The sequence below is a fragment of the Sphingopyxis sp. genome (assembly GCF_035998965.1).
In the GTDB taxonomy this organism is placed as follows: Bacteria; Pseudomonadota; Alphaproteobacteria; order Sphingomonadales; family Sphingomonadaceae; genus Sphingopyxis.
The window spans coordinates 15,438-40,534 of sequence record NZ_DASYHE010000083.1 but is presented as its reverse complement, the minus strand read 5'-3'; the positions used below and the strand labels follow the sequence as shown (position 1 = coordinate 40,534).

The window sequence follows — 25,097 nt, the reverse complement described above, 5'->3', positions numbered from 1 at the left end:
GGCCTTCATCACTCACGCGGCATTGCTGGATCAGGCTTTCGCCCATTGTCCAATATTCCCCACTGCTGCCTCCCGTAGGAGTCTGGGCCGTGTCTCAGTCCCAGTGTGGCTGATCATCCTCTCAGACCAGCTAAAGATCGTAGCCTTGGTAGGCCTTTACCCCACCAACTAGCTAATCTTACGCGGGCTCATCCTTGGGCGATAAATCTTTGGACCGAAGTCATTATACGGTATTAGCACAAATTTCTCTGAGTTATTCCGTACCCAAGGGCAGATTCCCACGCGTTACGCACCCGTGCGCCACTAACTCCGAAGAGTTCGTTCGACTTGCATGTGTTAGGCATGCCGCCAGCGTTCGTTCTGAGCCAGGATCAAACTCTCAAGTTTGATGTTCGAATTTGCCAAGGTGGAATTCCCTCGCAAACCCGCTCATTTTAAGGAGCCTGGCCTACACAAATTTGGAACGGTCCCGTCATCAACCTGTAGCGGACCACAGGCAAACGAAGAGCCGCTCCCACGTAATGGAAACGTGTTAGACATGTAGGTCAGGCTTGGCTTTTTATCCTGAGTTACTGACACCCTAAAGCTGTCAGACCCAGGGCCGCCGCCCACATGTCCCTTCATCGACAATCACAATTTCAAAGAGCCACCGACAAGAAATGGCGGACAGTTGTCGTTCCCCGCTATTGCTATCGGGGGACATCTGTCCGTATCTGTTGGCGACCGGCTGGAGCGTGGCGTTTGCCGCCGCGCCCCGTCCGGTGAACAGGCCTCTAAGCCGGTCATCGATTCGCGTCAACAACCTTTTTGCAATTTTGTTTCACTGCCCCCCAGAATCGGCGGAAATGCTGGACGATTGCCGTTGTTGTCGTCGCTTGCACTGCGCCCGGCGCCTTGCCCAAACCGCGGCTACACCGCGCATCATGCGGTCGAATCGAGTCGGATCGCACGAAAAGGCGCACGGAAACCGCGGATCGGCGCGTTCGACTCACCAAAGATTAGCGGATGCGTGCTAGGGCCGCCGCGATGACCAGCGCTTGCGACCAACCCGATCCCCAGATTTCCGTGATCGTTCCCGCTTATGGGGTCGCGCATCTGCTCGGCGAGGCACTAGATTCGCTGCTCGCGCAGGATTTCAACGACTGGGAGGCGATCGTGATCGACGATGGCGCTCCCGATGATGTCGCGGGCGCGGTGCGCCCTTATCTGGCTGACCCCCGCATCCGGTTTCTGACCACGGCGAATCACGGTGTGTCGGCGGCGCGCAACCATGCCATCGCTGCCAGTCGCGCCCCGCTCATCGCACTGCTCGACGGCGACGACCTGTTCCGGCCCATGTATCTGGCCGCGATGGTCGCCGCGATGAACGCCGATCCGGCAGCAACGATCGCCGCGTGCAACGCCCGCGTGTTCGGCGCGGTGGCGAAAGAAGAGCTGGTGATCGGCGACGATCAGAACCGCAGCGCAACCGCCAGCCTGGCCGATGTGCTGGACCGGCGCTTCATGATCTATATCGGCGCCACCTTTCGCCGCGCAGCGTTCGAGCGAATCGGCGGCTTTGATACGCGGATGACGAATTCGGAGGATTTCGACCTGTGGGTACGGCTGCTGATGGATGGCGGCCATGTCCGCTATGTCGATTCGGTAATGGCTGACTATCGCGTCCGCCCAAGGTCGGCGTCGGTCAGCCTGCTGCGCAATATCCGCGGCAACATCCGCGTCTATGACAAGGTCATCGCCGCGATGCCGGGAAGCCATGAAGCCGCGGTGGCCGGAGCGGTAAGGCGCGGCGAGCTGGAACGACTCGATGTCGAAGAAGCCTTTGCGGCGGTCATTGCCGGCGATGTCCGGCCCGGGCTGGCGAAGCTGCGCGCCCGACGCCAATATCTGAACAACCCATTGTGGTCCGCGGCCTTCCTTCTATGGACTGTCTGTCCGTGGCTGGCGCCACCGATGTTGGCCTGGCGCCAGCAGCGTCATCAGGGATCGAGCCGCCGTCGCCCGGCACGGAGCGGCGCACAGGGACAGGTGCAGCGCGTTTGAGCGAGTTCAACGGTCAGGATGGCAAGGTCGATACGGCGAAGTTCGGCGATCGCGTCCGTTCGGCCGTCATCTGGCGGTCGGGTAGCCAGATTCTGGCGCAGATCATCACCTGGTCTTCGACATTGATGGTGATTCGGCTGCTCGATCCGGCCGATTACGGCCTGTTTGCAATGACGCAGGTGGTGCTGGCGTTTCTCGCCTTCCTCAACGGCTGGGGCTTCGCCAGCGCGCTGGTCCAGTCCGATACGGTCGATCCGTTCCGGCTCCGTCAGGCGTTCGGGCTGCTGCTGCTGCTCAACGCGATGCTCGCCGCGATCCAGTTTTTTGGCGCGCCCATCGCCGCGGCCTATTATGGCCAGCCGATCGTCGCCGACCTGCTGAGGGTCCAGGCGCTGATATTCCTCGCCACGCCGTTTATCGCGCTGCCCGAAGTGATCATGAGCCGCGCGCTCGATTTCCGGCGGCAGGCGGTGGTCAATCTGTTCGCGGCGCTGGCGGGCGCGGGCACCGCGCTGGCGTGCGCACTGGCGGGTTATGGCGTATGGACGTTGGTCTATGCCCCAATTGCGCTGTTCTGGACCCGCGCGATCGGTCTGACGCTGGTCGCGCGGCTGCTGGTGTGGCCCAGCTTCAATTTCAGGGGCTGCGGCCAGATCATCGGTTTCGGGTCGGCCATCTTGTTCAGCCAGCTGTTCTGGCTGGTGCAAAGCCAGTCCGACATCCTGATCGCCGGCAGCCGTTTCGAACCCTATGCGCTGGGCCTGTACGCCGAGGCGCTGTTCCTCGCGCAGATCTTCATGGCCAAATTCGTGCCGCCGTTGAACGAGGTCGCGTTTCCCGCCTATGCGCGGATCAAGCACGACCCCGACGCGGTGCGCTGGAGTTTCCTGAAAACCGTGCGGCTGCTGACGCTGGTCGCCGCGCCCTTTTATTGCGGGCTGGCGGTGACCGCTGCGCCGATGGTCGAAACGGTGTTCGGGGCGAAATGGCTGGGCATGGTGCCGTACATCCAGATCATCGCGCTCGCGCTGATGCTGATGACGGTGCAGATATTGTTCGCGCCGCTGGCCAATGCGCTCGGCAAACCGTCGCTTGCGATGGGCAACGCGCTGAGCGGCGCGATCATCTTTCCCACGGCTTTTCTGATCGGCGCGCAATGGGGATTGATCGGCATGGCGTGGGCATGGCTGGTCGCCGCGCCGCTCTTGCTGCTCATTACCGCCTACCGATCGGCGCCGCTCATCGGGGTGTCAGTTTGGGAGGTTGCGCGCGCGATGTTGCCGGGCCTCACTCCGGCGTTGGCCATGGCAGTCGGAGTCGGCGTCGCGGCGCAGATGATGGCGCCGCTCGGGATCGCCGCGCCGCTCAGGTTAGTGGCGCTCGTGGCTTTGGGAATGGCGCTCTACGCCGGCCTGCTCTGGTTGCTCGAACGCGACGCTATATCCGAAGTGGCACGGCTGGTCGTCCGCCGCCAGCCTCCGGCGGTCGATGCTGCGGCTCAAGACGCGATATAGTCGCGCATTGCCGCGGCCTCGGCCTCGATGCGGTCGATGCGATATTTTACCAGATCGCCGATCGATACGAATCCCACCAGTCGCCCCCCCTCGACCACCGGTAAATGGCGGATGCGACGCTGCGTCATCTGCGACAGCGCGCCCATGACCGCGGTCGACGGTTCGCAGGTGACCGGCGATTTGGTCATCACCTCGTCAAGTTTGCGGTCGAGCGCTTCGGGACCATAGGAGGACATCAGGCGGACCAGATCGCGTTCGGAAAAAATGCCGACGATCGCCTCGCCCTCCATGACCGGCACCGCACCGATCCGGTGCTGGGCGAGCAGGTCGAGTACCGCGCGCACCGTGTCTTCCTTGCGCGCCGATATCACCGGGCCTGTGCGCCCGTGAAGGATCGCTCCGATCGTCATGCCTTGCCGCTCCCCATGTCGATTCTCTGGAGGGCAAGCCTATCATGATTCGCGGCAAAGCCGAAACATCTGGCCGCATTCCATTCGCGCTTGGCCTTGCTCTCGGGTTGGTTCATGGAGACGCCATGGTCAAACCCTCCCCGCTCGACAAGGATGCCACCGCGAAAATCGCGTGGACGCGTTATCGCCGCCTGATGCGCGGCATGGTGCTGGTGTCGCTGCTGGCCGTCGTCGGCGCGCTCGGCTGGCTGCGCTTCAGCATGGGCGAAGCGCTGAGCATTCATATGATCATCGCCACCGCCGCCGGGGTTGGCCTGTCGGTCATGCTCGGCGCCGCGCTGATGGGGCTGGTGTTCCTCTCGAGCGGCAGCGGGCATGACGAAGCCATCGAAGACCCGTTTGAGAATGATCCGGATTTGAAGCCATGACCGATAACAGTCCGCCCGACGCCCGCCGCGACCCGATCCTGCGCGTTGTCCCTGCTCCTGCCGACATCAACAGCAACGGCCATATCTTTGGCGGCTGGGTCTTGAGCCAGATGGATATCGCCGGCGGCATCGTCGCCGCACGCATCGCGCAGGGGCCAACCGCGACGGTGGCGATCGAGGCGATGGAGTTCATCGCGCCGATCCTGCTGCGCGACATCATCTCGGTCTATGCGCATCTCGAACGGCGCGGACGCACGTCCATGGGCATCCGTATCGACGTGATCGCGACGCGCGGGCGCGGGCAGGAAGAGGTCAAGGTCACGGGCGGGCTGTTCACCTTTGTCGCACTGGACGAGAACCACCGGCCGCGGGCGTTGCCGCCGGCCTGACCCCCGCTCAGGCGACGAATCAGTCGCCTTTCAGTTTCTGACGAAAGCTTTGCGTCAGGCTCTCGTTGGCGGGGACGCGCACGCGCCAGACCCAGCTGCTGCCGCGCCGTTCCCACCCCTCGGGCGGCGGGTCGATCGCGAAGGGGATCAGCATCTCGATCTCGGCATCGAACGGCCGGGCGTTGGTGAGCGTCACCTGCCAGCTCTGGAATTCGCTCTTGGCATCGCGATCCTGCACCACGGCGCGAAACTGCACCGCCGGACTTTGCCCGATGTCGTAATCGACGCGTTCGTCCTTGGCCTTGTCGCCGATCGCCGCCTCGCCGACGAGCAGGCGCTGGCCACCGATCGTCTCGAACACCGCCGCCGTCCCCGCGGGCAGCGCAAGGCCCAGCCCGTCCGACTCGCGATTCTGGACGCGCAGCCGCATCATCAGCGGTTGCGGCTGGCTGTTCTGATGTAGCGTCGCGGCATAGAGCTGTTCGACCGCGACCTTGTCCTTGGCGAGCAGCGCGACCTGCTTCTGCCCCTTCGCCGACACATCGACGCGGAACGGGACGCGGTAGAATTTGAGATCGCCAAGATCCTCGGCTGGCGGTGGCGGCGGTGGCGGCGGTGGGGGTGCCGAGACGGGCGCGGGCAGATACATCAGCTCCCGCCGCGAGACCCGGCTGCCAGTGACGACGACGTCTTCGGCGGCCTCGGCGGCAAAATCCTGCTCGATCTCGATGATCGGTGGCAATTCCCACAGCGGGTGGGTGCTGGTGATGTCCATCGGCCAGCATTTCAGGACCAGCGGCCCCGGGCTGCTGCGCGGCAAGGGCGGGCTGTACATCTTGTTCAGCCGCCCCGCGATGACGTTAAGCTGCGCGCCGGGAAAGCTGGTGACGCCCCCATTCGCAACCGTGATCCAGCCGGTCAGCCCCAGCGTCTTGCCGTCCGATCCCCGGTCGGCAACATAATTGGCCGCCCAGTCGAAGCCTTCGGCGAGATAGAGCAGTTGCACCGTCACCGTCCGCGCGGCTCGGCTTTCGACCAGCACCGACAGCGTCGGCTTGGCCGACAGGTCCTTGGGCACGCGGGCGTAGAGCATGCGTTCGGGAAGTCCCGAACAGGCAAGCGCCTCGAAGCCTCCCGCCGCATTTTGCAAGATCACGCCGCCGTTCGGACCAGCCTGGATCACCGCCTCCTGCTCGACGACTTTGCCGGTGGCGCGGTTGGTGCGGCGCAAGGTCACGCTGCGCTTCAGATAGGCATCGACCAGCCCCGCGGGCGACAGCAGCCGCGCGTCGCGATTCTTTTCGATCACCCCGTCGGGCAGGCCGCTGACCACCGCGGTTTCGGGCAGCAGCCCTTCGGCGACGCCTTCGAACCGCAGCACCGATGTCCCGGCGGGCAGCGTGACCGTGCGCGTTTCGGTGATGAAGGCAAAGCCCTGCGGCCAGTTCGGGTTGATTGCCCCCCCGCCGCGATTCGGGGCACGATAGACGGTGACCGCGGCGTCATCGATTTTCGCCGACACGACGATCGCCGGTTCGGCCTGCGCATGCGCCCCCTCCGGCACCAGCAGCGCCGCGATCCATGCCAGCAGTAGCGCGCCCCGCATCGCGCGCGCCTCAGTAACGCGTATCGAAGGTGACGGTGACGTCGGTCTTGCCATTGGCGGGCACCGGCACCTGCCATTCGACACGGTCGGCGGAGATGCGTTCGCCCTTCAGGCTCTCATCGCTGATTCGCACGTCGCCATAGAGCCCGTCCTGCGCCAGCAGCACCGTTACCGGGGTCGGGCGCGCGTTGGTGACCGTATATTTCATCCTGGTCACCCAGCGCGAATCGCCCTTGCGGGTACGCGAGACGACCGTCGGCTGGACCTTCACATCAAAGGCATCGCCGGTGCGCAGCGACATCGCCGATCCCATCGGGGTATGGCCGATGCTGTTTTCGCCGATGAACTGCGGATCGCCGCGCGCGTCGCGCATATAGACGCGGATCGTCCCGGCGGGCAGCTGGTCACCCAGCCCGCCCTGCCGCGAGGTCGAAAAGCGCAGCACGCTGGCGGTGCTCACCGCTTCGTTGGAGCTGCCCAGCCAGCGATTGACATATTCATAGGTCGATTGCGCGGGCGCGCCTTTGACATCGAGGAAGCTCACCTGTTTCTGCTGGGCGTTGGCAATCGTCGTGCGGGCGGCGAGCGGATAGAGATAATAGTCGCCGAGCCGTTCGCGGTCGTTGCTTTCGGTCCCCGCCGAATCCATCGTGCCGGTCATCCGGCGGAAGCCGCCGCCCCCGCCGGGATTGCCCGCCACGAGCAAGGTGCGCGCATTGGCAAAGGTCGTGCCGGTGCTGTTGGTCAGTGTCACCCAGCCCTGAATGTCCATCGCGCCCTTTGCCGCATCGAACAGCGCGACATAATCCGCGGTCCAGCCCAGATTGGGAGTCAGGTACGACAGCCGCGTCGGGACCGTCCCGGCACTGGCGGCATCGACCGTCACCGACAGCGTCGGGCGGGCGCGCAAATTGGGTGGCAGACGATCGAACACCGCGCGCACCGGCAGGCCGTCGTCGCGCAGCACCTCGATCCGCTCGCCGATCTGGAGCACGATGCCGCCGTTCGCGGCCAGCACCTTGGCGCGCTCGGTGCGTTCGGCGCCGGTCGCGGGATTGGTGCGGACCAGCGTGATCGACTGGCCGACCGCCTTGTCCATCAACTTGTCGGGGGTGAGCAGGTCGAAATCGAAATTCTGTTCTACGATGGCGATGCCCGGACCCGACAGCGTCACCGTCTCGGGGCGGATGCGCGCCGATACGTCGGGAAATTCGATGCGGTTGCGGCCTGCGGCGACGCTGAGCTGGCGCTCGTCCTGCACCAGCGACTGGCCATTGTTATAGATGGTGACGGCGACGTCGCCCTGCGCGTTGCCCGGCATTCCGTCCTGCGCGGCGGCTGGAGGGCCCGCCAATACAGCAGCGACGACCACTGCCCCGCAAGTCCTTGCCAAAGCGCGCATAAAAAAGCCTCCCCGCAGATGTGACTACGGGGAGGCTATGTCATGCGCCGGTCAATGACCAGCGCGAAGATGTACTGTTACTCGGCGGCTTCGACGCCGGTGCTGCGCGTCGCCAAGGTGCGGCGGGTGCGGCGCGGCTTGGCGGCGGGCGCTTCGTCGCCGCCGTCGGTTTCGACGTCGGCTTCAACGCTGCGTTCGGGGCGGCCGATGGCCGGGGGCAGCACCGCGGTGTCGATGCCGGCATTGCCGCCATCGTCGTTGCTGTCGGCTTCGACCGTGCGCGGACGGCGCGGGCTACGGCGGTTGGTGCGCGGTGCGGGGGCTTCCTCGGCGACGGTTTCGACGACGTTGGTTTCGGCGTCGTCGCCATCATTGTTGCGACCGTCGCTGCGGACATCGTCGCGGTCGCGGCGCGGGCGCTCCTGCGGCTGGCGGTTGCCGCGATTATCGTCGTCACGGTCGCTGCGCGTGTCGCGATTGCCGCGCGCTTCGCGCTGGCTGCGCTCGGGACGATCGTTGCGGTCAGCGCGGTCGTTCCGATCGCTGCGTTCATTACGGTCGTTGCGGTCGCCGCGATCATTGCGCTCGCCGCGATCGCTGTCGCCATTGTCGTCGCGGTCGGCGTCCAGATCCAGATCGCTGTCGTCATGGCCGTCGAAATCTTCGACGCCGCGAATTTCGCGCTGGCGGTCCTGGCCGCGATCCTGACCGTTCTGCGCGTTCTTTTCTTCCTGACGGATGCGGAAATCGCTCACGACGCGGAAATAATGATCGGCGAACTGGAGGTAATATTCGGTCTGGACCCGGTCCCCGGCCAGCTGCGCATCGCGTGCCAGATTGCGGTATTTCTCGATCATCTGGGCGCCATTGCCGCGCGCCCGGCTGTCGATGCGATTGGCCTGATCGACCCCGCCGCGGCCACCCGATTGCGGGCGGCTATTGTTGTTGCTGTTGTTATTGTTGCGGCCGCGACGGCGACCGCTTTGGCGGTTGTTCATGTTCAACTGAGACATCCTGTCGAAAAGCTAAATAAGCTAAGCCAACCCCTTTTGGCCGATCGCGCTGTTGACGCGTCGTGCCCGCGCGCCATGCGCGGTTCTTGCCCTTTACCGCTCGTCTGGACCAAGGCCCGGTACGAACATCGTAAGTGGGAAGCAGATCCGCCGGACCAGTATCGATGCTTGTGCATCGCCAAAGGTACCCCAGCCGGGTCTGTGACTGGCCCCTAACCCGCTTTGCGGCGAAAACCAAGCGATATTTGCGCGGGCCGGTCAGGCGCGCGTCAGCAAAAGCGCCCGGTCGCGGCCACCCAGATCCTGGCGGCAAGCGACGGCGAATCCCGCCGCTTCAGCGAGTTGCCGGACCGAGATATGCTGGGTGGCGCCGATTTCAAGGATCGCGACGCCCCCGGGGACCAGCAGGCGCGGCAATTCGGGGATGATGCGGCGGTAATCGTCGAGCCCGTCGGGACCGGCAAACAGCGCGCCCGCGGGCTCGTGATCGGCGACGTCGGGCATCAGCTGTTCGTCGTCGCCAATATAGGGCGGGTTGCACAGGATCAGGTCGAAGCGGCCGTCGATGCCTGCGGCCCAGTCGCCCGACCGAAAGACAGTGCGACTGGCCATGCCTAGTTCCTCGGCATTGTCGCGCGCATAGGCCAGCGCCTGTTCGGATATATCGACACCCAGCCCCGTGGCCGCCGGAAACTCGCTGAGCACGGCGAGCAGCAAGCTCCCCGGCCCTGTGCCCAGATCAAGCACCCGCGACGGCCACCCCGCGCCGCGTTCGCGGGCGAGGTCGAGGCATGCTTCGACCAGTGTTTCGCTGTCGGGGCGCGGGATCAGCACCCCTGGCCCCACCGCGATCCGCAGCGTCCAGAAATCGCGATAACCGACAATATAGGCGATCGGCTCATGCGCCATGCGGCGGGCGATCAGATGCGCGTAAAGTTCGGGCACGTCATACCGCGCCGGATCGAGCAACACATCCTGCCGCTCGACCCCCAGCGCATGCGCCATCAGCAGTTCGGCATCGAGCCGCGGCGTGTCGCTGATCCCCATGAGCAGATTGGTGGCGGTGCGGATATTGTCCGAGACTCCCCCCTCCCCTTCAGGGGAGGGGCCAGGGGTGGGGTCTAGAGGCATGGCGCTATCTCTCGACACCCCACCCCAACCCCTCCCCTGAAGGGGAGGGGCTTTTTATCCATCACCCAGCCCCGCCAGCCGCTGCGCCTGATCCTCGGCGATCAGCGCGTCGATCAGCTCGTCCATCGCGCCCTCGATAATTTCGGGCAGGCGGTGGAGCGTCAGGTTGATCCGGTGGTCGGTCACCCGGCCTTGCGGGAAATTATAGGTGCGGATGCGTTCGGAGCGATCGCCCGACCCGACCATCGACTTGCGCGCCGACGCTTCAGCGTCATGAATCTTGGCGCGCTCGAGATCATAGAGCCGCGCGCGCAGCACCTGCATCGCTTTGGCGCGGTTCTTGTGCTGGCTGCGCTGGTCCTGCTGAATCACGACAAGCCCCGACGGAATATGGGTGATGCGGATCGCCGAATCGGTGGTGTTGACATGCTGGCCGCCAGCCCCCGACGCGCGATAGATGTCGATCTTGAGGTCGCTGTCGTTGATCGCGACGTCGACCTCCTCCGCCTCGGGCAGCACCGCGACGGTCGCGGCGCTGGTGTGAATGCGGCCCTGACTTTCCGTTGCGGGAACACGCTGGACGCGGTGGACGCCGCTTTCGAACTTCAGCCGCGCGAACACCCCCTGCCCCGACACCGACGCGACGACTTCCTTATAGCCGCCCATTTCAGCCTCGTTCGCCGAGATGATTTCGACCTTCCACCCCTGTCCATCGGCAAAGCGGCTGTACATGCGCAGCAGGTCGCCCGCGAACAGCGCCGCCTCGTCGCCGCCGGTCCCGGCGCGAATTTCGAGCATCGCGGCGCGCGCATCGGCGACATCCTTGGGCAGCAGCTGGAGCGCGAGGTCATGCTCTGCAGCAGGCAACGCGGCCTCAACCGCCGCGATTTCCTCGGCCGCCATCGCCTTCATCTCGGGATCGGCAAGCATTTCGGTCAGCGAGCTCAGCTCGCCGCGCAGCCGCACAACTTCGCGCGCCGCGGTCGCGACGGGCTCAAGCTCGGCAAATTCCTTCGACGCCGCGACAAAATCCGCGGGCGCCATATCGCCGGTCACCATGCGCGCTTGCAGAGCGGCGTGGCGTTCGATGATGGCGTCGATCTGGCGTTCGGATACGGAGGTCATCTATTTGCTATCATTTCAAATCTTCGTCATCCCGGACTTGATCCGGGATCCATGGCCGCCGGTGCCGTTTGGACCCCGGATCAAGTCCGGGGTGACGATTGCAGGCAAGTTTCGACCGCCTTTGCACGATCGCTTTCGCCGCGCACGTTGATATGCGCCGCGCCGTCGCGCATCCCGATCGAAATCAATGCATGCGCCGGAATTTTTGCAGCCTTGTCGAAGCGCTTGCGCGGCGAGCCGCTGGCCACGATCTCGGTTGCGAAACCGCTGTTGCGCAGCGCAGAGACCGCCTTCATCGCGGCAGCCAGCTGCCCATCGTCCTCAACCGCGATCACGGCGTCCAATCGATTGTCGATGACCTCGTCGGCCAGCAACATCGCCAACCGTTCGATCCCCGCCGCCCAGCCGACCGCCGCGGTCGGCGGGCCGCCGAGCGCTTCGATCAGCCCGTCATAGCGCCCGCCGCCAAGCACCGTGCCCTGCGCCCCCAACCGGTCGGTGACGAATTCGAACGCGGTGTGACGGTAATAGTCGAGACCGCGCACCAGCCGTCCGTTGCGTTCCCACGCGACGCCCGCGGCATCGAGCCCCGATGTGACCGCGCCAAAGAAATCCTGCGCTTCGCCGGTCAGAAACGCATCGATATCGGGCGCGCTGTCGGCGATCGGGTGGTCCTTGGGATCCTTGCTGTCCAGAATGCGCAGCGGGTTCTTGTCGAGCCGTGCGAGGCTGTCTTCGGACAGATCGCCGCGATGGCTTTCGAAATGCTCGACCAGCGCCGCGCGCCACGCATCGCGGCTTTCCGCATCGCCCAATGTGTTGAGCGTCAAGGTCACGCCCTCGGCGATCCCCAGCTCCTTCAGCAGCTGATCGGCGAACACCAGCAATTCCGCATCCGCCAGCGGGCTGTCGCTGCCGAGCACTTCGGCGTCGAGCTGATGAAACTGGCGATAGCGCCCCTTTTGCGGGCGCTCGTAGCGGAACAAAGGCCCGTGCGTCGCGACCTTCAGCGGCGCGAATTGCTGCCAGCCGTTGGTGATGTAGGCGCGCGCGATGCCCGCGGTGAATTCGGGGCGCAACGTGATCGATTCGCCGCCGCGGTCCTCGAACGAATACATTTCCTTCGACACGACGTCGGTGGTTTCACCCAGCGAGCGCGCGAACACCGCGGTCGGCTCGATCACCGGCACCTCGATGCGCTTGTAGCCATAGAGGCGGCGCACCCGTTCGAAGGTATCGACGACATGCGCAAAACGGTCGGCGAAATCGCCCAGCATGTCCTGGGTGCCGCGCACGGCCTGCGGCGTCGGGATTTTGGCGGATTTATCCTTGCTCATGGGCGCGGCGTCTAATGGGTTTTGGACGAAAGGCAAAGTGCCGCGGTCAAACCTTCTCCCCTTGCGGGAGAAGGATACGAAGCCTTGTCGCGGAGCGACTAGGCGAAGTTGGATGAGGGGTTCTGCCGTGGCTTTCGCTCGCAAGGTCCAAACCCATCACCCAGCTTCGACTAGCCAGCAAGCTGGCAAGTCTGCGCAACCGGCGCGGGGTCGTCCAGTCCCCCAGACTGGACTTGGATTGCCGGGGGCAATCCAACCCCGCACCCCCGCAAGGGGAGAGGGGCGTCACTCTGGACCTCGCGCCCATTTCCCGGCACAATCCACCGATGAAAAAACAACTGCTCGCCGCCGCCGCCCTGATCGCCATCACCCCCGCCGCTTCTGCCCAAAATGGCAACAGCCGACCGCAGCCGGTCGTCCAGCCGCTGACCATCCCGCTGCCCGCCGACAAACCCTATCCCGGCACGATGCAGCTCAAGGTCGATGCCACCGACGTCGCGCGCGGTATCTTTCGCGTCCGCCAGACGATCCCGGTCGCCAGGCCCGGCAAGCTGACCCTGCTCTATCCCGAATGGCTACCCGGCAAGCACGCCCCACGCGGCGCGATCGCCGAAATGGCCGGATTCAAACCCACCGCGGGCGGCAAGCCGCTGAGCTGGACGCGCCAGCCGACCGATGTCTATGCGTTTGACGTCGATGTCCCGGCCGGGGTCAAGAGCATCGACGTCGCCTTCGATTTCCTGTCGCCGACGCGCACCAGCGAGGGGCGCGTCGTCGTCACCCCCGCGATGATGAACCTGCAATGGGAACAGGTCAGCCTCTACCCGGCGGGCTATTTCACGCGGCAAATCCCGGTGCAGCTGGAGGTCACCCTGCCCGATGGGTGGACCGGGGCCGCGGCGCTCGACGGGCTGAAAATCAGCGGCAACCGCTACAGCTATGCCCCGACCAATTATGAGGTGCTGGTCGACAGCCCAATGTTCGCGGGGCGCCATTTCCGCAAATGGGATCTGGGGCAGAATGTCGCGCTGAACGTCGTCGCCGACGAGGCCAAATATCTCGACGCGCGCCCGGACCATATCGCGCGCCACGCCGCACTGGTCTCCGAAGCGGTCGCGCTGTTCGGCTCGCGCCCCTTCGACCGGTATGAATTTCTGCTCGCGCTGACCGACGAACTCGGCGGCATCGGGCTGGAACATCATCGCAGCAGCGAAAACAGCCGCGCGCGCGACTATTTCACCGCATGGGACGAAAATGACAGCGAGCGCGGACTGCTGCCGCACGAACTGGTCCACAGCTGGAACGGCAAATATCGCCGCCCCGACAAATTATGGACCCCCGATTACCGCACGCCGATGCAGGGCAATCTGCTGTGGGTTTACGAAGGCCAAACCAGCTATTGGGATCTTGTTCTCGCGGGCCGGTCGGGGATGCAGTCGAAGGAGATGATCCTGGCCGAATGGGCGACCCATGCCGGCTTTTACAGCGCGCAGCCGGGCCGCGAATGGCGATCGGTCGAGGATACGACGCTCGACCCGGTCATCGGCGCACGCAAACCCAAACCTTTTGCCAGCTGGGCGCGCGGCGAGGATTATTACAATGAGGGATCGCTGACCTGGCTCGAGGCCGACCTGCTGATCCGCCAAGCGACGAACGACACCAAAAGCCTCGACGATTTCGCGCGCGCCTTTTTCGGCGGGCGCGAGGGCGATTGGGGACAGGACAGCTATGATTTCGACGATGTCGTGGCGGCGCTCAATACGGTGCATCCTTATGACTGGGCGGGGTTCCTGCGCCAGCGGTTGCAGACGCCGGGGCAAGGGGCGCCGGTGCGCGGCATCGAGCGCGCGGGGTATCGACTGGTGTGGCGCGATGTCCCCAATGTGTTCGACCGCGACCGCATGGCACAGGCGAAGAATGTTGACCTGACCCATTCGCTGGGGCTGACGATCGACAAGGATGGCGTCGCGAGCGCGATCCTGTGGGATAGTCCGGCGTTCAGGGCCGACATCGTCAATGGCACCAAGATCGTCGCGGTCGATGGCACTACCTATAGCAAGGATCGGTTGGAAGCCGCGGTCCGCGCCGCAACCGACGGCAAGACCCCGGTGCGGCTGCTCGTCGAACGCGGCGGGCGCTATCGCCAGATCGAGATCGCCTATCACGGCGGGCTGCGCTGGCCGCATGTCGAAAAGGTCGGCAGTGGGCCGGATTGGTTCGACCGGCTGCTGGCGCCGAAGCGCACACTCTAGCCGCCTTAGAATTCCGTTCGCATCGAGCGAAGTCGAGATGCCCCTAATCGGCTCTCTCACGATGGGTGTCTCGACTTCGCTCGACACGAACGGCTAAGGGGCGCCCGACTCATAAAAACGCCCGACTCATAAACAAAAGGACACGACTCTCCCATGCGCATCGACCTGATCCCCGCCGGTGACAGCCCGCCCGACAGCCTGAATGTCCTGATCGAAGTGCCGATCGGCGGCGAGCCGGTGAAATATGAATTCGACAAGGCGTCGGGCGCATTGTTCGTCGACCGCTTCCTCCACACCCCGATGCGCTACCCCGCCAACTACGGCTTCGTGCCGCACACGCTGGGCGAAGACGGCGATCCGCTCGACGCGCTCGTCGTCGCGCGCTCACCGATCGTCGCGGGCGCGGTGGTCAAGTGCCGTCCGATCGGCGTGCTGCTGATGGAGGACGACGCTGGCGGAGACGAAAAATTGCTCTGCGTCCCGGTCAACAAGACCTTCCCCTATTATGCCGACGTCGCCAGCTACACCGACATGCCGCCGATCGTGCTCCAGCAAATCGAGCATTTCTTCACCCATTACAAAGACCTTGAACCCGGCAAATGGGCGAAGCTCAACGGCTGGGGCGACGTCGACGAAGCCAAGCGCATCATCGTCGAATGCATCGAACGCGCGAAGCAGGTGGGATACTAACCCGTCGTGCCCCTGCGAAGGCAGGGGTCCATCACCGGCCGGTGCGAGGTTGAACCGACCGGTGATGGGTCCCCGCTTTCGCGGGGAAAAACTATAATTCGCTGTCCGGCTTGTCTGCCACGGGCAACATCCGCACATCGGTCCGCGGATAGGGAATCCGGATCCCCGCCTCTTGGAACCGGTCCCAGATGCCGAGAAACACCTCGCCCTGGATATTGCCCAGCCCCGCCTCGGGGTCCGAAATCCAGATGCGCAGTTCATGCTCGACGGCGCGTTCGCCGAACGCCGTGATCCACACCGCCGGTTCGGGTTCGTCCAAGATGCGCGGGTTCGCCTTCGCCGTCTCAATGATCAGCCGCTGCGCCTGCCGCAGATCGGCGTCATAAGGCACTGGAATTCGCATCCGCACCCGCACTTCGGGGCTGGCATAGCTCCAGTTTTCGACCGCCTGCGTCATCAGCAGCTCGTTCGGGATCAGATGCTTCTTGCCGTCGCGGGTGACGACATTGACGGCGCGCACCCCGATCTTGGCGACGCGGCCCACATTGGGCATCCCGCCGGGCAGCGTCGATCCGCCCATGCTGCTGCCATCACCGACGACGAGCACGTCGCCGGGCTTGATCGACCGGTCCATCAACAGGATGATCCCCGCGATCAGGTTGCCGACGGTTTTCTGCAATCCGAAACCGATCGCGAGGCCCGCGGCGCCCGAAAATACCGCCAGCGCGGTCAGGTCGATGCCGAGCAGGTCGATACCGAACAGCATAGCAAAGACGAACAGCGCGATCGCGATCAGCTTTTCGGTCAGCAAACGCTGGGTCTGGTCGATATGGGTGTTGCGGCGGAGCAGCCATTTGGTCGCGCGCAGTACAATTTTGACCGCCAAATACAACAGGACAGCAACAACGACCGTCGAAAACAGGCTGTACAGCGACAGGCGGTAAGCGCCGACGTCGAGCCCGATCGCCTTCATCGCGACAACCATCCCGTCGAACCCCTCGCGCAGATTGGCCGCGGCACTCATAGTGCGGCGAATCCGCGGGTCAGGTCGGCGATCAGGTCGGCGGGATCTTCGAGTCCGATCGACAGGCGGATAAGCGGGTCGGGGTCAGCCCATTCGGTCGCGGTTCGGATGGGATTGCCGGGGACGACCAGACTTTCATAACCGCCCCAGCTGAACCCGATACCGAACAATGACAGTGCGTCGATAAAGCGCGCGCGGCCCGCCGCGTCGGCGCCTTTCAGGGTAAAGCCGAACAGCCCGCTGGTTCCGCCAAAATCGCGCACCCAGATCGCATGGCCGGGATCGCCGGGCAGCGCCGGATGGAGAACGCGGCCCACATCAGCCCGCGCCGCGAGCCAGTCGGCGACCACCAGACCATTTACGCTGTGCCGCGCCATGCGCACGTCGAGCGTGCGCAGGCCGCGCAGCATCAGCGCGCAATCGTCGGGCGACACCGCCTGCCCCAGCTGATACGCCGCGCTGCGCAGCCGCGGCCACACCGCTTTGGTCGCGGTCAGCGATCCCATCATCGCGTCGCTGTGGCCGCCGACATATTTGGTCAGGCTCATCATCGTCACGTCGACGCCATGCGCGAGCGCGGGGAACAGCAAGGGCGTCGCCCACGTGTTGTCGAGCATCGTCAGCACCCCGCGCTCGCGCGCCACCGCCGTAATCGCAGGAATGTCCTGCACCTCAAAGGTCAGGCTGCCCGGCGATTCGAGGAAGATCAGCCGCGTTTCCGGCCGGATCAGGTCGGCAATATCGGCCCCGACGAGCGGATCATAATAGGTGGTCGCCACGCCATAGCGCGCCAGCAGCCCGTCGCAAAAGGTGCGCGTCGGCTCATACGCGCTGTCGACCATCAACAGATGATCGCCGGGCGCCAGCAGCGCGAGCAGCCCCGCCGAATTGGCCGCAACGCCGGAGGGATAGAGCAAAGTCCCCGCCGCCCCAGGCTCCATGCCGGTCAGCGCGTCGGCGAGCGCCCACACCGTCGGGGTGCCGCGACGGCCGTAATACAGCTTGTCGTGCGTCGCATGGCCGCGCGCGTCGAGGTCGGCGATATTGTCGTACAGGATCGTCGAGGCGCGCCACACCGGCGGGTTGACGACGCTGCCGCCCAGCCGCGGATCGCCCGTCCACTCGGGCCGCCGCCCGCCCTGCACCAGCTTGGTGGCGGGGCGGAGGCTCTCGTCGTCGCTTTTGCTCATCCCCCCCTGTTAACGACACGCAGGGTAAAATCCAGAGGTGGGCTTTGTCCCTCCCGCGTAGCGGAACCAAATTATCTCACACAAAGACACAAAGAGGGCAGTTCGTGCGCGCACCGTGGGCGCGAGAACTGCCATCTTTGTGTCTTTGTGTGAGTCAAAATAACGCTACGCGCGGGCATCGATTGATCGCCCGCGCCTCACGATACCCGCTTCAAGCCGCGCCGGTTGCCTTCGGGGTTGCCGGGTCGGCGCCCCATTCGGTCCAGCTGCCGTCGTAAACCGCGACATCGTCCTTGCCCAGCAGATGCGCGCCAAAGGCCACGACGGTTGCGGTCATGCCGCTGCCGCAGGTAGTGACGAGCGGCTTGTCGAGGTCGATCCCGGCGGCGTCGAAGGCGGCCTTCAGATCATCGCCCTGTTTCCAGGTGCCATCGGCGTTGAACAGCGCGCTGTGCGGCAGGCTGCGCGAATTGGGAATATGGCCGGGCGCCAGACCCGGACGCGGATCGCGTTCCTCGCCGGTGAAGCGTGCCGCGGGGCGCGCATCGACGACCTGTTCGGCGCCGCTGTCGAGGTTGGCGAGCATCTGGTCCTTGGTCCGCACCGCCTTGGCATCGCGCCACACGGTGAAGTGACGGTGGCGCAGGGTCTGCTTGCCCATTTCAAGCGCGCGGCCCTCGGCCTTCCACTTCGCCAGCCCGCCGTCGAGCAGTGCGACGTCGTGCGCGCCGAACAATTTGAGCAGCCACCAGGCGCGCGCCGCGCTTTTCAGCGGGCTGTCGTCGTACAGCACGATACGGCTGCCATCGCCCAAGCCCAGCGACTGCATGCGGCTTGCGAATTTTTCGGCCTGCGGCGCCATATTGTCGATATCGCTCGACGGGTCGGTCAGTTCGGCCAAGTCCATGAACACCGCGCCCGGGATATGGCCCGCTTCATATTCGGCGCGGGCATCGCGTCCCGAATCGCCCATGAATTTCGTCGCGTCCACGACCCGCAGGTCCGACGCCCCCAGTTCGCGTTCCAGCCAGTCGGTTGAGACCAAGGCGTCCATGTCATGCTCCTGTTGCGACCGATCGGAACCTTGTTGTCCCTTCGCCGGTCATCCTGCGCGCTTCTTTCCGGGGAGGACAAGCCTATGCCCCGCCGTGCTGTTTTTCAAGCACGGTGGCGCTGTGCCTCAGCCAATGCTGCGCCGCAACGAGAATTCAGCGCTTCGGACGGGCCCGAACGATTCTATTGAGTGCGTTGGATTGCAGTGGCGCGCGCACCAGGGCGATCGACCTGATAGACGGCGCGGTCGAGCGGCAATGGCGCCAGCTTGTCATGAGGACCCGTGCCTTGCTGGCGGCCGAGCACAAAACTTCCGGCGTTCTGGCCAAACGCCTCGCCCTCGCCGTCCCAATGATAGGTCACATCAAGCGCCATCACCGGCACCAACATGGGCTTGCCGCCGATCATCAGCGGTTCGATCGCGGTGCGCGGCAGCATGACTTCCGTTGAAAGCGCGTCTCCAGCGCCGACACCAAGTTCCATGTCGTCGCGCAGCACGCTGCCGCCGGCGCCGTCAAAAAAGCGGCCCAGCACCGCCTCAGGCATTGCCGACCCCTGACCGAGTGCCAAGCGGATCATCAGGCCGGTGGCGGGCAGCATACCCTGATTCTGCAAGTGGAGTGTAAAGCCAACCGCGACATGATCGGCGGCAAAGCGGATGCTGCGGATATCGAGGGCCATGCCGATCCTGGCCCGTTGCTCACCCGCAGCGCGGGTCACCAGCGGCGATCCGGCGCGCGGCGCCGCAACCGGCAGCGCGGGCGTTGGGGCAGGCCCAGGCGCAGGCCCATTGCGCGGCGCGGGCGGCGTAGCCGCGCGCGGCGCTGGTGGCGATGCGGGAGGACGCGGCGGGGCGCGCGCGGCATCGTCGGCAGGACCGGTCAGCGCCGGACGGCGGCGCCAATACCACAGCCCGGCGCCGAGCGCGGCGAGCACCGCGAGCGCCCAGGCCCAAAGCGGCGTTCCGGCGGGGGCATCGGTCGAAGGGATGGCCGGCGGCGCGATATCCCGGTCGGGCGCGGGCGCAGCGACCGGCGCCGCAAGGGCCGGGGGTGCCGACTCTTGCGCCGACAGCGCGGGCCCGGACGGCGCCGCTGGATCAGGCGCCGCTTCGGTGGCGGCGGACGCCGGACGCGGCGCGGCGGTAGTCGGTGCTTCACGACGCGCCGGGGCTGGCGTGGGTGTCGCGGTCGGCAGCGGTTGCGTCGATGTCACCCGCGGCGGCGTTGGCGTGGGAGTCGGGGTCGGGGTCGGCGGCTGCACACCGCGCCGTTCGTTGGGCGCAACCGGCGGCAGGCCGTTGTCCGACGGTCCCTGGACCCCCGGGGCGCGGCCCTCATCGGCGGGGGGCAGGCGAAAGATCGACGACGGAGCGGGCGTTGGCGTTTCGGTATCCTGCGCCTGCACTGGCGCGGCGCCCGACAGCGCGAGGATCAGCGCAAGGCGCGGCCATCGCGTCGCGCTGTTGCTGTACCGGAAATTCCTGTGCGTCATTATGCTTCTGCGATCCCGAAGTGCTCATTGTGGTCGGCGCTGCTGAATTGGCGCTGAACTCGGCCACTATCGTATCGGTGACAAAGGCCGCGCTGCGCCCTAGACGGTTTCCATGAGTGATTCCAGCCATCCGCCGCTCGCGCCCAAACATCTTGGCCAGTCGAGCGACCTTCCTGCCGCGCCAGAAGCCGCGGTCCTCGACTATGTCCCCAATCCGCGCATCGGCGAATTGTATCTGGTGCGCTTTGCCGCGCCCGAATTCACCTCGCTCTGCCCCGTCACCGGCCAGCCCGATTTCGCGCATCTGGTGATCGACTATGCGCCGGGCGAGACAATCGTCGAATCGAAGAGTTTGAAGCTGTTTCTCGGTTCGTTCCGCAATCATGCGGGCTTTCACGAGGATTGCACCGTCGGCATCGGCCGCCGGTTGTTCGACGAGATGCAGCCGCAATGGCTGCGCATCGGCGGCTACTGGTATCCGCGCGGCGGCATTCCGATTGATGTGTTCTGGCAATCGAGCGCACCGCCCGCAGGCCTGTGGTTGCCCGATCAAGGCGTCGCGCCCTATCGTGGACGCGGGTGAGATTTCATCTTTCCGTCACATTTTGTTGACACTAGTGTCAGCGATATGACCGCAGCATCACTCCCGCACGACCACCCCATCGCCGTCGGCGCCGACCAGATCGATTTCATGGGCCACGTCAACAATGCCCATTATCTGAGCTGGGTGCAGGATGCGGTGCTGTCGCACTGGCGCCACATCGCGCCGCCCGAGGCGGTGGCCCAGCATCTGTGGGTCGCGCTGAAGCACGAGATCACCTACCGCCGCCCCGCCTTCCTCGACGATGAGGTCATCGCGACCGTGATCCTCGAAAAGGTCCAAGGCGCCCGCGCCTTCTACGAAACGATCATCAAGCGCGGCGAGGATGTGCTGGCCGAGGTCAAGTCGAGCTGGTGCTGCATCGACGCCGAAACGCTGCGCCCGGCGCGACTGGCGAGCGACGTGATCGCGCGGTTTTTCCCGGGTGAGAAGGTTTAGGCCGCCGCAAACCGGATCGGGAGCCGCTTCAATCCGCCGACAAACACCGACTCCACCCGCGCCGGTTCGCCCGCCAGCTCCAGGCTTTTGATTCGCGGCAGCAGTTCCTCCATCAGGATCCGCATTTCCATCCGCGCCAGATGCTGGCCGAGGCACACGTGCGCGCCGAAGCCGAACGCAATCTGCGGGTTCGTCTCGCGGTCGGGGTCGAACGTAAACGGGTCGGCGAAGACAGCCTCATCGCGGTTGGCGGACACATAATTCAGCATCAACCAGTCGCCGGCGCGGATCGTCTGCCCCCCAATCTCGACATCTTCTTTCGCGCTGCGCATGAAATGCTGGACCGGGGTGGTCCAACGGATCGCTTCCTCGATCAGTCCGGCCTTGTCGGTCGCCGCGTCGCGGAAGCGGTCGAACAGCGCCGGATTTTTCGCGAGCTCCATGATCGCGCCCGCGGTCGAGGCGCTCGTCGTGTCGTGCCCCGCGGTCGCCACGATCATGTAATAGCCCGACATTTCGCGGTCGGGGATCTGCTCGCCATTGATCGTGGCATTGGCGATCACTGTCGCGATATCCTCACGCGGACGGGCGCGGCGCTCGGCGGTCAGCGCCGCGAAATACTGCTCGAAATCGGCGATGACATAATTCAGCATCGCGATCGCCTGTTCGGCGCTGGTGATCGCTTCGCGGCTGCGGTTGAGTTCGGGATCGGTCGGGCCGAATAATTGCTGCGTCAGCATCAGCATCCGCGGTTCATCCTCGGGCGGCACCCCCAAGATATCCATGATGACGCGCAGCGGATAATGCGCCGCGACGTCGCGGGCGAAGTCGCATTCCCCGCCCTGCGCCAGCATCTGATCGACCGTCTCGCGCGCGATCTGGCGGATGCGATCTTCGACGATCTTAAGGTTCTTGGGCATGAACCAGCTCTGGGTCAGCAGCCGGTATTTCATATGATCCGGCGCGTCCATCTGAACCAGCGAGCGGATCAGATGGCCGTCATTGTTCGGGGTCGCGGCGCGCGCCAGCGCCTCGCCGTCGCGGTTGGTCAGCACCGTCGGGCGGATGCCGTTGGCGAAACGCTGCGGATCGCGGCTGATCGCCATGATGTCGGCGTGGCGAGTGACGAGCCAGAACGGGTCGTGATCGTGATTCTCGGCCACCGCCAGCGGCGCATTGGCGCGCGCCCATGTCAGCTGCTCGTGCAGCGGATCCCATTGGCCGTAAGCGACGGGGTCGACGACGGCGGCGGCTACCTCTCCAGGCAATATCGGTTTTGTCATGTGGGCCGATGCTGCCGCGATTCGGCGTTGGAGTCGAGCATTTAGGCGCCGGCCGGTCGTCAAGCGATCTGCGGCGCGCCTGCGGGCATCGCGCTGGCCCATTCGGCGCGCGCCTTGCGGATCATCGCTTTCAACGCGTCGGCTTGTCGCTGCCATGCCGCGGCGACTGGCACACTCCACGCTGGCCCCGCTGCCAAGCCCAATTCCGCGACCGTCATGTCGATGAAGGCATCATATTCGGCGATCGGTAACGCGCCGTAACTGCGGTGGGTGAACACCAGTTCGGCGACGAGCGGCCACACCCAGTCCTCGCCCCCGGCCAACCCGAACATCATCTGGAGCGTTTCGTCGGTCATCCGCCGCGAGGCGGCATCGACCGAAATGAAGCTGGCGCGGCGGTCGGGATAGGCGGCGAAGAAGCGCTCGAACAGCGCGTGGCGGATGTCGATGCCTGCGTCGGCGACGGCGATCAGGCTCGCCTCCATCAACGCGGCATCGCGATCCACCGTCAACACCCCTGTTCGTCATCCCGGCGAAGGCCGGGATCTCGCCGGTGCGTCAGATGGCATCGTTGAGATCCCGGCCTTCGCCGGGATGACGGAAGCGAGGGGGTCACACGTCACTTGAACAAACTGCCTAATATCCCGCGCATCAGCTGGCCGCCGAATTTGCCCGCGACCTGCCGCCCGATGCTCGTCGCCGCCGATCGCGCCGCCGATTGTACCATTTTTTCGGTCATCGACGGCTTGGCGGCTTCGCGCGCCGCGGCCTTTTCCAGCCGCAGCCGCTCGCGCTCTTCGGCGGCTTTCACCTTCGCCGCTTCCTTGGCCGCGATGGCTGCCTGCTTGTCGGCTTCCGCCTGCGCCTTGGCTTCGATCGCCGCGGCCTGCGCCTGTTCGGCTTTCATCGCGAGCAGTTCCTCGGCGCTTTCGCGATCGACGAGCGTGTCATATTTGCCCTCGACCGGCGAGATCGACTTGATGATCGCGCGTTCCTTGGCGTCGAGCGGTCCGGCGCGCGAGCAGGGCGGCTTGATCAGCGTGCGTTCGACCGGCGACGGCGCACCGTCGGGCATCAGCAGCGACACCAGTGCCTCGCCGACCTTGAGCTCGGTGATCTCGCGCGCGACATCGACCTTGGGATTGGGGCGAAAGGTCTCGGCCGCCGCCTTGACGGCTTTCTGGTCGCGCGGGGTGAAAGCGCGCAGCGCATGCTGGACGCGGTTGCCAAGCTGGCCGGCGACATCCTCGGGAATGTCGATCGGGTTCTGCGTCACGAAATAGACCCCGACCCCCTTCGAGCGGATCAGGCGCACGACCTGTTCGATTTTTTCGGTCAGCGCGGGCGGCGCGTCGTCGAACAGCAGATGCGCCTCGTCAAAAAAGAAGACGAGCTTGGGTTTGTCGGGGTCGCCGATCTCGGGCAGCGTTTCGAACATTTCCGACAGCAGCCAGAGCAGGAAGGTCGCATAGAGCTTGGGGCTCGCCATCAGCTTGTCGGCGGCGAGGATGTTGACATAGCCGCGGCCATTGTCGTCGCAGCGGATCATGTCGTGGATATCGAGCGCGGGCTCGCCAAAGAAATGCGCGCCGCCCTGGCTTTCCAGCGTCAGCAATTGCCGCTGGATCGTACCCACGGTCGCTTTCGACACATTGCCATATTTGGTCGTCAGTTCGTCGGCATTCTCCGCGCACCACACCAGCATTGCCTGCAAATCGCCCAGGTCGAGCAGCAGCAGATTCTGTTCGTCGGCGACGCGGAAGGCAATTGCGAGCACGCCCTCCTGCACTTCGTTGAGCCCCATCAACCGCGCGAGCAGCAGCGGCCCCATTTCGGAAATGGTGGTGCGGATCGGATGGCCCTGTTCGCCGAACAAATCCCAGAAGATGACGGGATTGTCGCGATAGGCCCATGTCGTATCGCCAATCTCGGTGGCCCGAGCGCCGAAAATCTCGTGCATCTTCGACATCGGGCTGCCGGCCATCGCCATGCCCGCAAGGTCGCCCTTGACGTCGGCAACGAACACCGGGACGCCGACGGCCGAAAAGCCCTCAGCCAGGCCCTGCAACGTCACCGTCTTGCCGGTGCCGGTCGCGCCCGCGATCAGCCCGTGACGGTTGGCGCGCTTGAGCACCAGCGATTGGCGCGGGCCGTCGGCCGCGCCACCGCCGCCGAGGCCGATATAGATTTCGCTTGCCGTGCTGCCGTCAGTCACTGTGCTTTTCCTCCACTTGGGCCCCTCTCCATCGATCTAGAGTGGCAGGGCGAGACAGGCAATCGGCAAACCCGAATGCGGCGGCGGTGGCCGGTCGGGGAAAGAACGGCGGAAAACTGCGCAACTTCACTCGCAAATCGCAACGAATGGCAGCGGGGCCGACGCCCAAAGGCGACAAAAGATACGGATGTGTCCGCCGCCACTGTCGCCTTTGTCGCTTTAACATAACAGCGCGTAATGGCCTTCCGGGAGACGCATGTGGGAGGAAGCGGCCGTGTCATCCGAGATCGTAGATCATGCCGGAATAGTTTAGGAAAGGCGTTTTTGATAATGCCTGAGGGGGCGGCCAATGACTGACGTCCGTCATTACTCCTCCCTGTCGCGCAGCGATGGGGAGGATTTAGCCATCATCGTCATCCCGGACTTGATCCGGGATCCATAACCGCGGCGCCGCATGGA

Annotated in this window: 22 protein-coding genes and 1 rRNA gene; 8 read left to right on the top strand and 15 right to left on the bottom strand. The window is 64.9% G+C overall.

Annotated elements, in window-relative coordinates; all coding sequences use genetic code 11:
- A 16S ribosomal RNA gene (locus tag VGN68_RS14580) occupies nucleotides 1–387 on the bottom strand; the annotation flags it as partial.
- Nucleotides 388–1,005: 618 nt separating this feature from the next.
- Between VGN68_RS14580 and VGN68_RS14575 the strand changes: the two genes are divergently transcribed.
- Both VGN68_RS14575 and VGN68_RS14570 read left to right on the top strand, forming a co-directional pair.
- Nucleotides 1,006–2,043, top strand: a complete 1,038-nt coding sequence (locus VGN68_RS14575; RefSeq protein WP_327477507.1) for a glycosyltransferase family A protein — start codon at nucleotides 1,006–1,008, stop codon at nucleotides 2,041–2,043.
- The gene (locus VGN68_RS14570; RefSeq protein ID WP_327477506.1) at nucleotides 2,040–3,557 is read left to right on the top strand and encodes a lipopolysaccharide biosynthesis protein; all 1,518 of its coding nucleotides are present in this window, start codon (nucleotides 2,040–2,042) and stop codon (nucleotides 3,555–3,557) included. Before VGN68_RS14575 ends, VGN68_RS14570 begins: the two co-directional genes overlap by 4 nt.
- On the opposite strand, the gene VGN68_RS14565 is transcribed toward VGN68_RS14570, so the two are convergent.
- The gene (locus VGN68_RS14565; protein WP_327477505.1) at nucleotides 3,542–3,967 is read right to left on the bottom strand and encodes a CBS domain-containing protein; all 426 of its coding nucleotides are present in this window, start codon (nucleotides 3,965–3,967) and stop codon (nucleotides 3,542–3,544) included. The two genes, VGN68_RS14570 and VGN68_RS14565, sit on opposite strands and share 16 nt — an antisense overlap.
- Before the next feature lie 125 nt (nucleotides 3,968–4,092).
- On the opposite strand from VGN68_RS14565, the gene VGN68_RS14560 reads away from it, so the two are divergent.
- Nucleotides 4,093–4,395: a hypothetical protein gene (locus VGN68_RS14560; protein ID WP_327477504.1), complete on the top strand. Its 303-nt coding sequence runs from the start codon at nucleotides 4,093–4,095 to the stop codon at nucleotides 4,393–4,395.
- Complete coding sequence (locus tag VGN68_RS14555; protein WP_327477503.1) at nucleotides 4,392–4,784, top strand: acyl-CoA thioesterase; 393 nt, start codon at nucleotides 4,392–4,394, stop codon at nucleotides 4,782–4,784. Before VGN68_RS14560 ends, VGN68_RS14555 begins: the two co-directional genes overlap by 4 nt.
- 19 nt (nucleotides 4,785–4,803) lie before the next feature.
- Here VGN68_RS14555 and VGN68_RS14550 read toward each other — a convergent pair whose 3' ends face one another.
- The 6 genes from VGN68_RS14550 to hisS all read right to left on the bottom strand — a co-directional run bounded on the left by VGN68_RS14550 (nucleotide 4,804) and on the right by hisS (nucleotide 12,398).
- Complete coding sequence (locus VGN68_RS14550) at nucleotides 4,804–6,390, bottom strand: hypothetical protein (protein WP_327477502.1); 1,587 nt, start codon at nucleotides 6,388–6,390, stop codon at nucleotides 4,804–4,806.
- Between the two features lie 10 nt (nucleotides 6,391–6,400).
- Entirely contained in the window at nucleotides 6,401–7,711 is a 1,311-nt protein-coding gene (locus VGN68_RS14545; protein ID WP_327477510.1) for a DUF4139 domain-containing protein, read from the bottom strand.
- Nucleotides 7,712–7,869: 158 nt separating this feature from the next.
- Nucleotides 7,870–8,805, bottom strand: coding sequence for a DUF4167 domain-containing protein (locus VGN68_RS14540; RefSeq protein ID WP_414713047.1), 936 nt, complete (start codon nucleotides 8,803–8,805; stop codon nucleotides 7,870–7,872).
- A 258-nt stretch (nucleotides 8,806–9,063) separates the two neighbouring features.
- Entirely contained in the window at nucleotides 9,064–9,936 is an 873-nt protein-coding gene (gene prmC, locus VGN68_RS14535) for a peptide chain release factor N(5)-glutamine methyltransferase (protein ID WP_327477501.1), read from the bottom strand.
- Between the two features lie 54 nt (nucleotides 9,937–9,990).
- Nucleotides 9,991–11,061: a peptide chain release factor 1 gene (gene prfA, locus VGN68_RS14530; protein ID WP_327477500.1), complete on the bottom strand. Its 1,071-nt coding sequence runs from the start codon at nucleotides 11,059–11,061 to the stop codon at nucleotides 9,991–9,993.
- Between the two features lie 80 nt (nucleotides 11,062–11,141).
- Nucleotides 11,142–12,398 carry a histidine--tRNA ligase gene (gene hisS, locus VGN68_RS14525; RefSeq protein WP_327477499.1) on the bottom strand — a complete coding sequence of 419 codons (1,257 nt, stop codon included), beginning with the start codon at nucleotides 12,396–12,398 and terminating at the stop codon, nucleotides 11,142–11,144.
- A gap of 326 nt (nucleotides 12,399–12,724) precedes the next feature.
- Between hisS and VGN68_RS14520 the strand changes: the two genes are divergently transcribed.
- Nucleotides 12,725–14,650: a peptidase M61 gene (locus tag VGN68_RS14520; protein ID WP_327477498.1), complete on the top strand. Its 1,926-nt coding sequence runs from the start codon at nucleotides 12,725–12,727 to the stop codon at nucleotides 14,648–14,650.
- A gap of 153 nt (nucleotides 14,651–14,803) precedes the next feature.
- A complete protein-coding gene (ppa, locus tag VGN68_RS14515; protein WP_327477497.1) occupies nucleotides 14,804–15,340 on the top strand; it encodes an inorganic diphosphatase in 537 nt (178 codons plus the stop codon).
- Nucleotides 15,341–15,431: 91 nt separating this feature from the next.
- Here ppa and VGN68_RS14510 read toward each other — a convergent pair whose 3' ends face one another.
- The 4 genes from VGN68_RS14510 to VGN68_RS14495 all read right to left on the bottom strand — a co-directional run bounded on the left by VGN68_RS14510 (nucleotide 15,432) and on the right by VGN68_RS14495 (nucleotide 20,101).
- On the bottom strand, nucleotides 15,432–16,364 hold the full coding sequence (locus tag VGN68_RS14510) for a mechanosensitive ion channel family protein (protein ID WP_327477496.1): 933 nt from the start codon (nucleotides 16,362–16,364) through the stop codon (nucleotides 15,432–15,434).
- A complete protein-coding gene (gene metC, locus VGN68_RS14505) occupies nucleotides 16,361–17,554 on the bottom strand; it encodes a cystathionine beta-lyase (protein WP_327477495.1) in 1,194 nt (397 codons plus the stop codon). The genes VGN68_RS14510 and metC overlap by 4 nt, the downstream gene beginning before the upstream one ends.
- Nucleotides 17,555–17,765: 211 nt before the next feature.
- Nucleotides 17,766–18,608 (bottom strand): 3-mercaptopyruvate sulfurtransferase, encoded by an 843-nt coding sequence (sseA, locus tag VGN68_RS14500; RefSeq protein WP_327477494.1) that lies wholly within the window; start codon nucleotides 18,606–18,608, stop codon nucleotides 17,766–17,768.
- A 182-nt stretch (nucleotides 18,609–18,790) separates the two neighbouring features.
- Nucleotides 18,791–20,101, bottom strand: coding sequence for a hypothetical protein (locus VGN68_RS14495; RefSeq protein WP_327477493.1), 1,311 nt, complete (start codon nucleotides 20,099–20,101; stop codon nucleotides 18,791–18,793).
- A gap of 112 nt (nucleotides 20,102–20,213) precedes the next feature.
- Here VGN68_RS14495 and queF point away from each other — a divergent pair, with 112 nt between their 5' ends.
- Nucleotides 20,214–20,684, top strand: coding sequence for a preQ(1) synthase (queF, locus tag VGN68_RS14490; RefSeq protein ID WP_327477492.1), 471 nt, complete (start codon nucleotides 20,214–20,216; stop codon nucleotides 20,682–20,684).
- 45 nt (nucleotides 20,685–20,729) lie between these two features.
- Nucleotides 20,730–21,140 (top strand): thioesterase family protein, encoded by a 411-nt coding sequence (locus VGN68_RS14485; protein WP_327477491.1) that lies wholly within the window; start codon nucleotides 20,730–20,732, stop codon nucleotides 21,138–21,140.
- On the opposite strand, the gene VGN68_RS14480 is transcribed toward VGN68_RS14485, so the two are convergent.
- From VGN68_RS14480 to VGN68_RS14470, 3 genes are all read right to left on the bottom strand, one after another.
- On the bottom strand, nucleotides 21,137–22,423 hold the full coding sequence (locus tag VGN68_RS14480; RefSeq protein WP_327477490.1) for a cytochrome P450: 1,287 nt from the start codon (nucleotides 22,421–22,423) through the stop codon (nucleotides 21,137–21,139). The two genes, VGN68_RS14485 and VGN68_RS14480, sit on opposite strands and share 4 nt — an antisense overlap.
- Before the next feature lie 59 nt (nucleotides 22,424–22,482).
- Nucleotides 22,483–22,929, bottom strand: a complete 447-nt coding sequence (locus VGN68_RS14475) for a hypothetical protein (RefSeq protein WP_327477489.1) — start codon at nucleotides 22,927–22,929, stop codon at nucleotides 22,483–22,485.
- Nucleotides 22,930–23,042: 113 nt separating this feature from the next.
- Nucleotides 23,043–24,638 carry a helicase HerA-like domain-containing protein gene (locus VGN68_RS14470; RefSeq protein WP_414713046.1) on the bottom strand — a complete coding sequence of 532 codons (1,596 nt, stop codon included), beginning with the start codon at nucleotides 24,636–24,638 and terminating at the stop codon, nucleotides 23,043–23,045.
- Nucleotides 24,639–25,097: the final 459 nt, after the last annotated feature.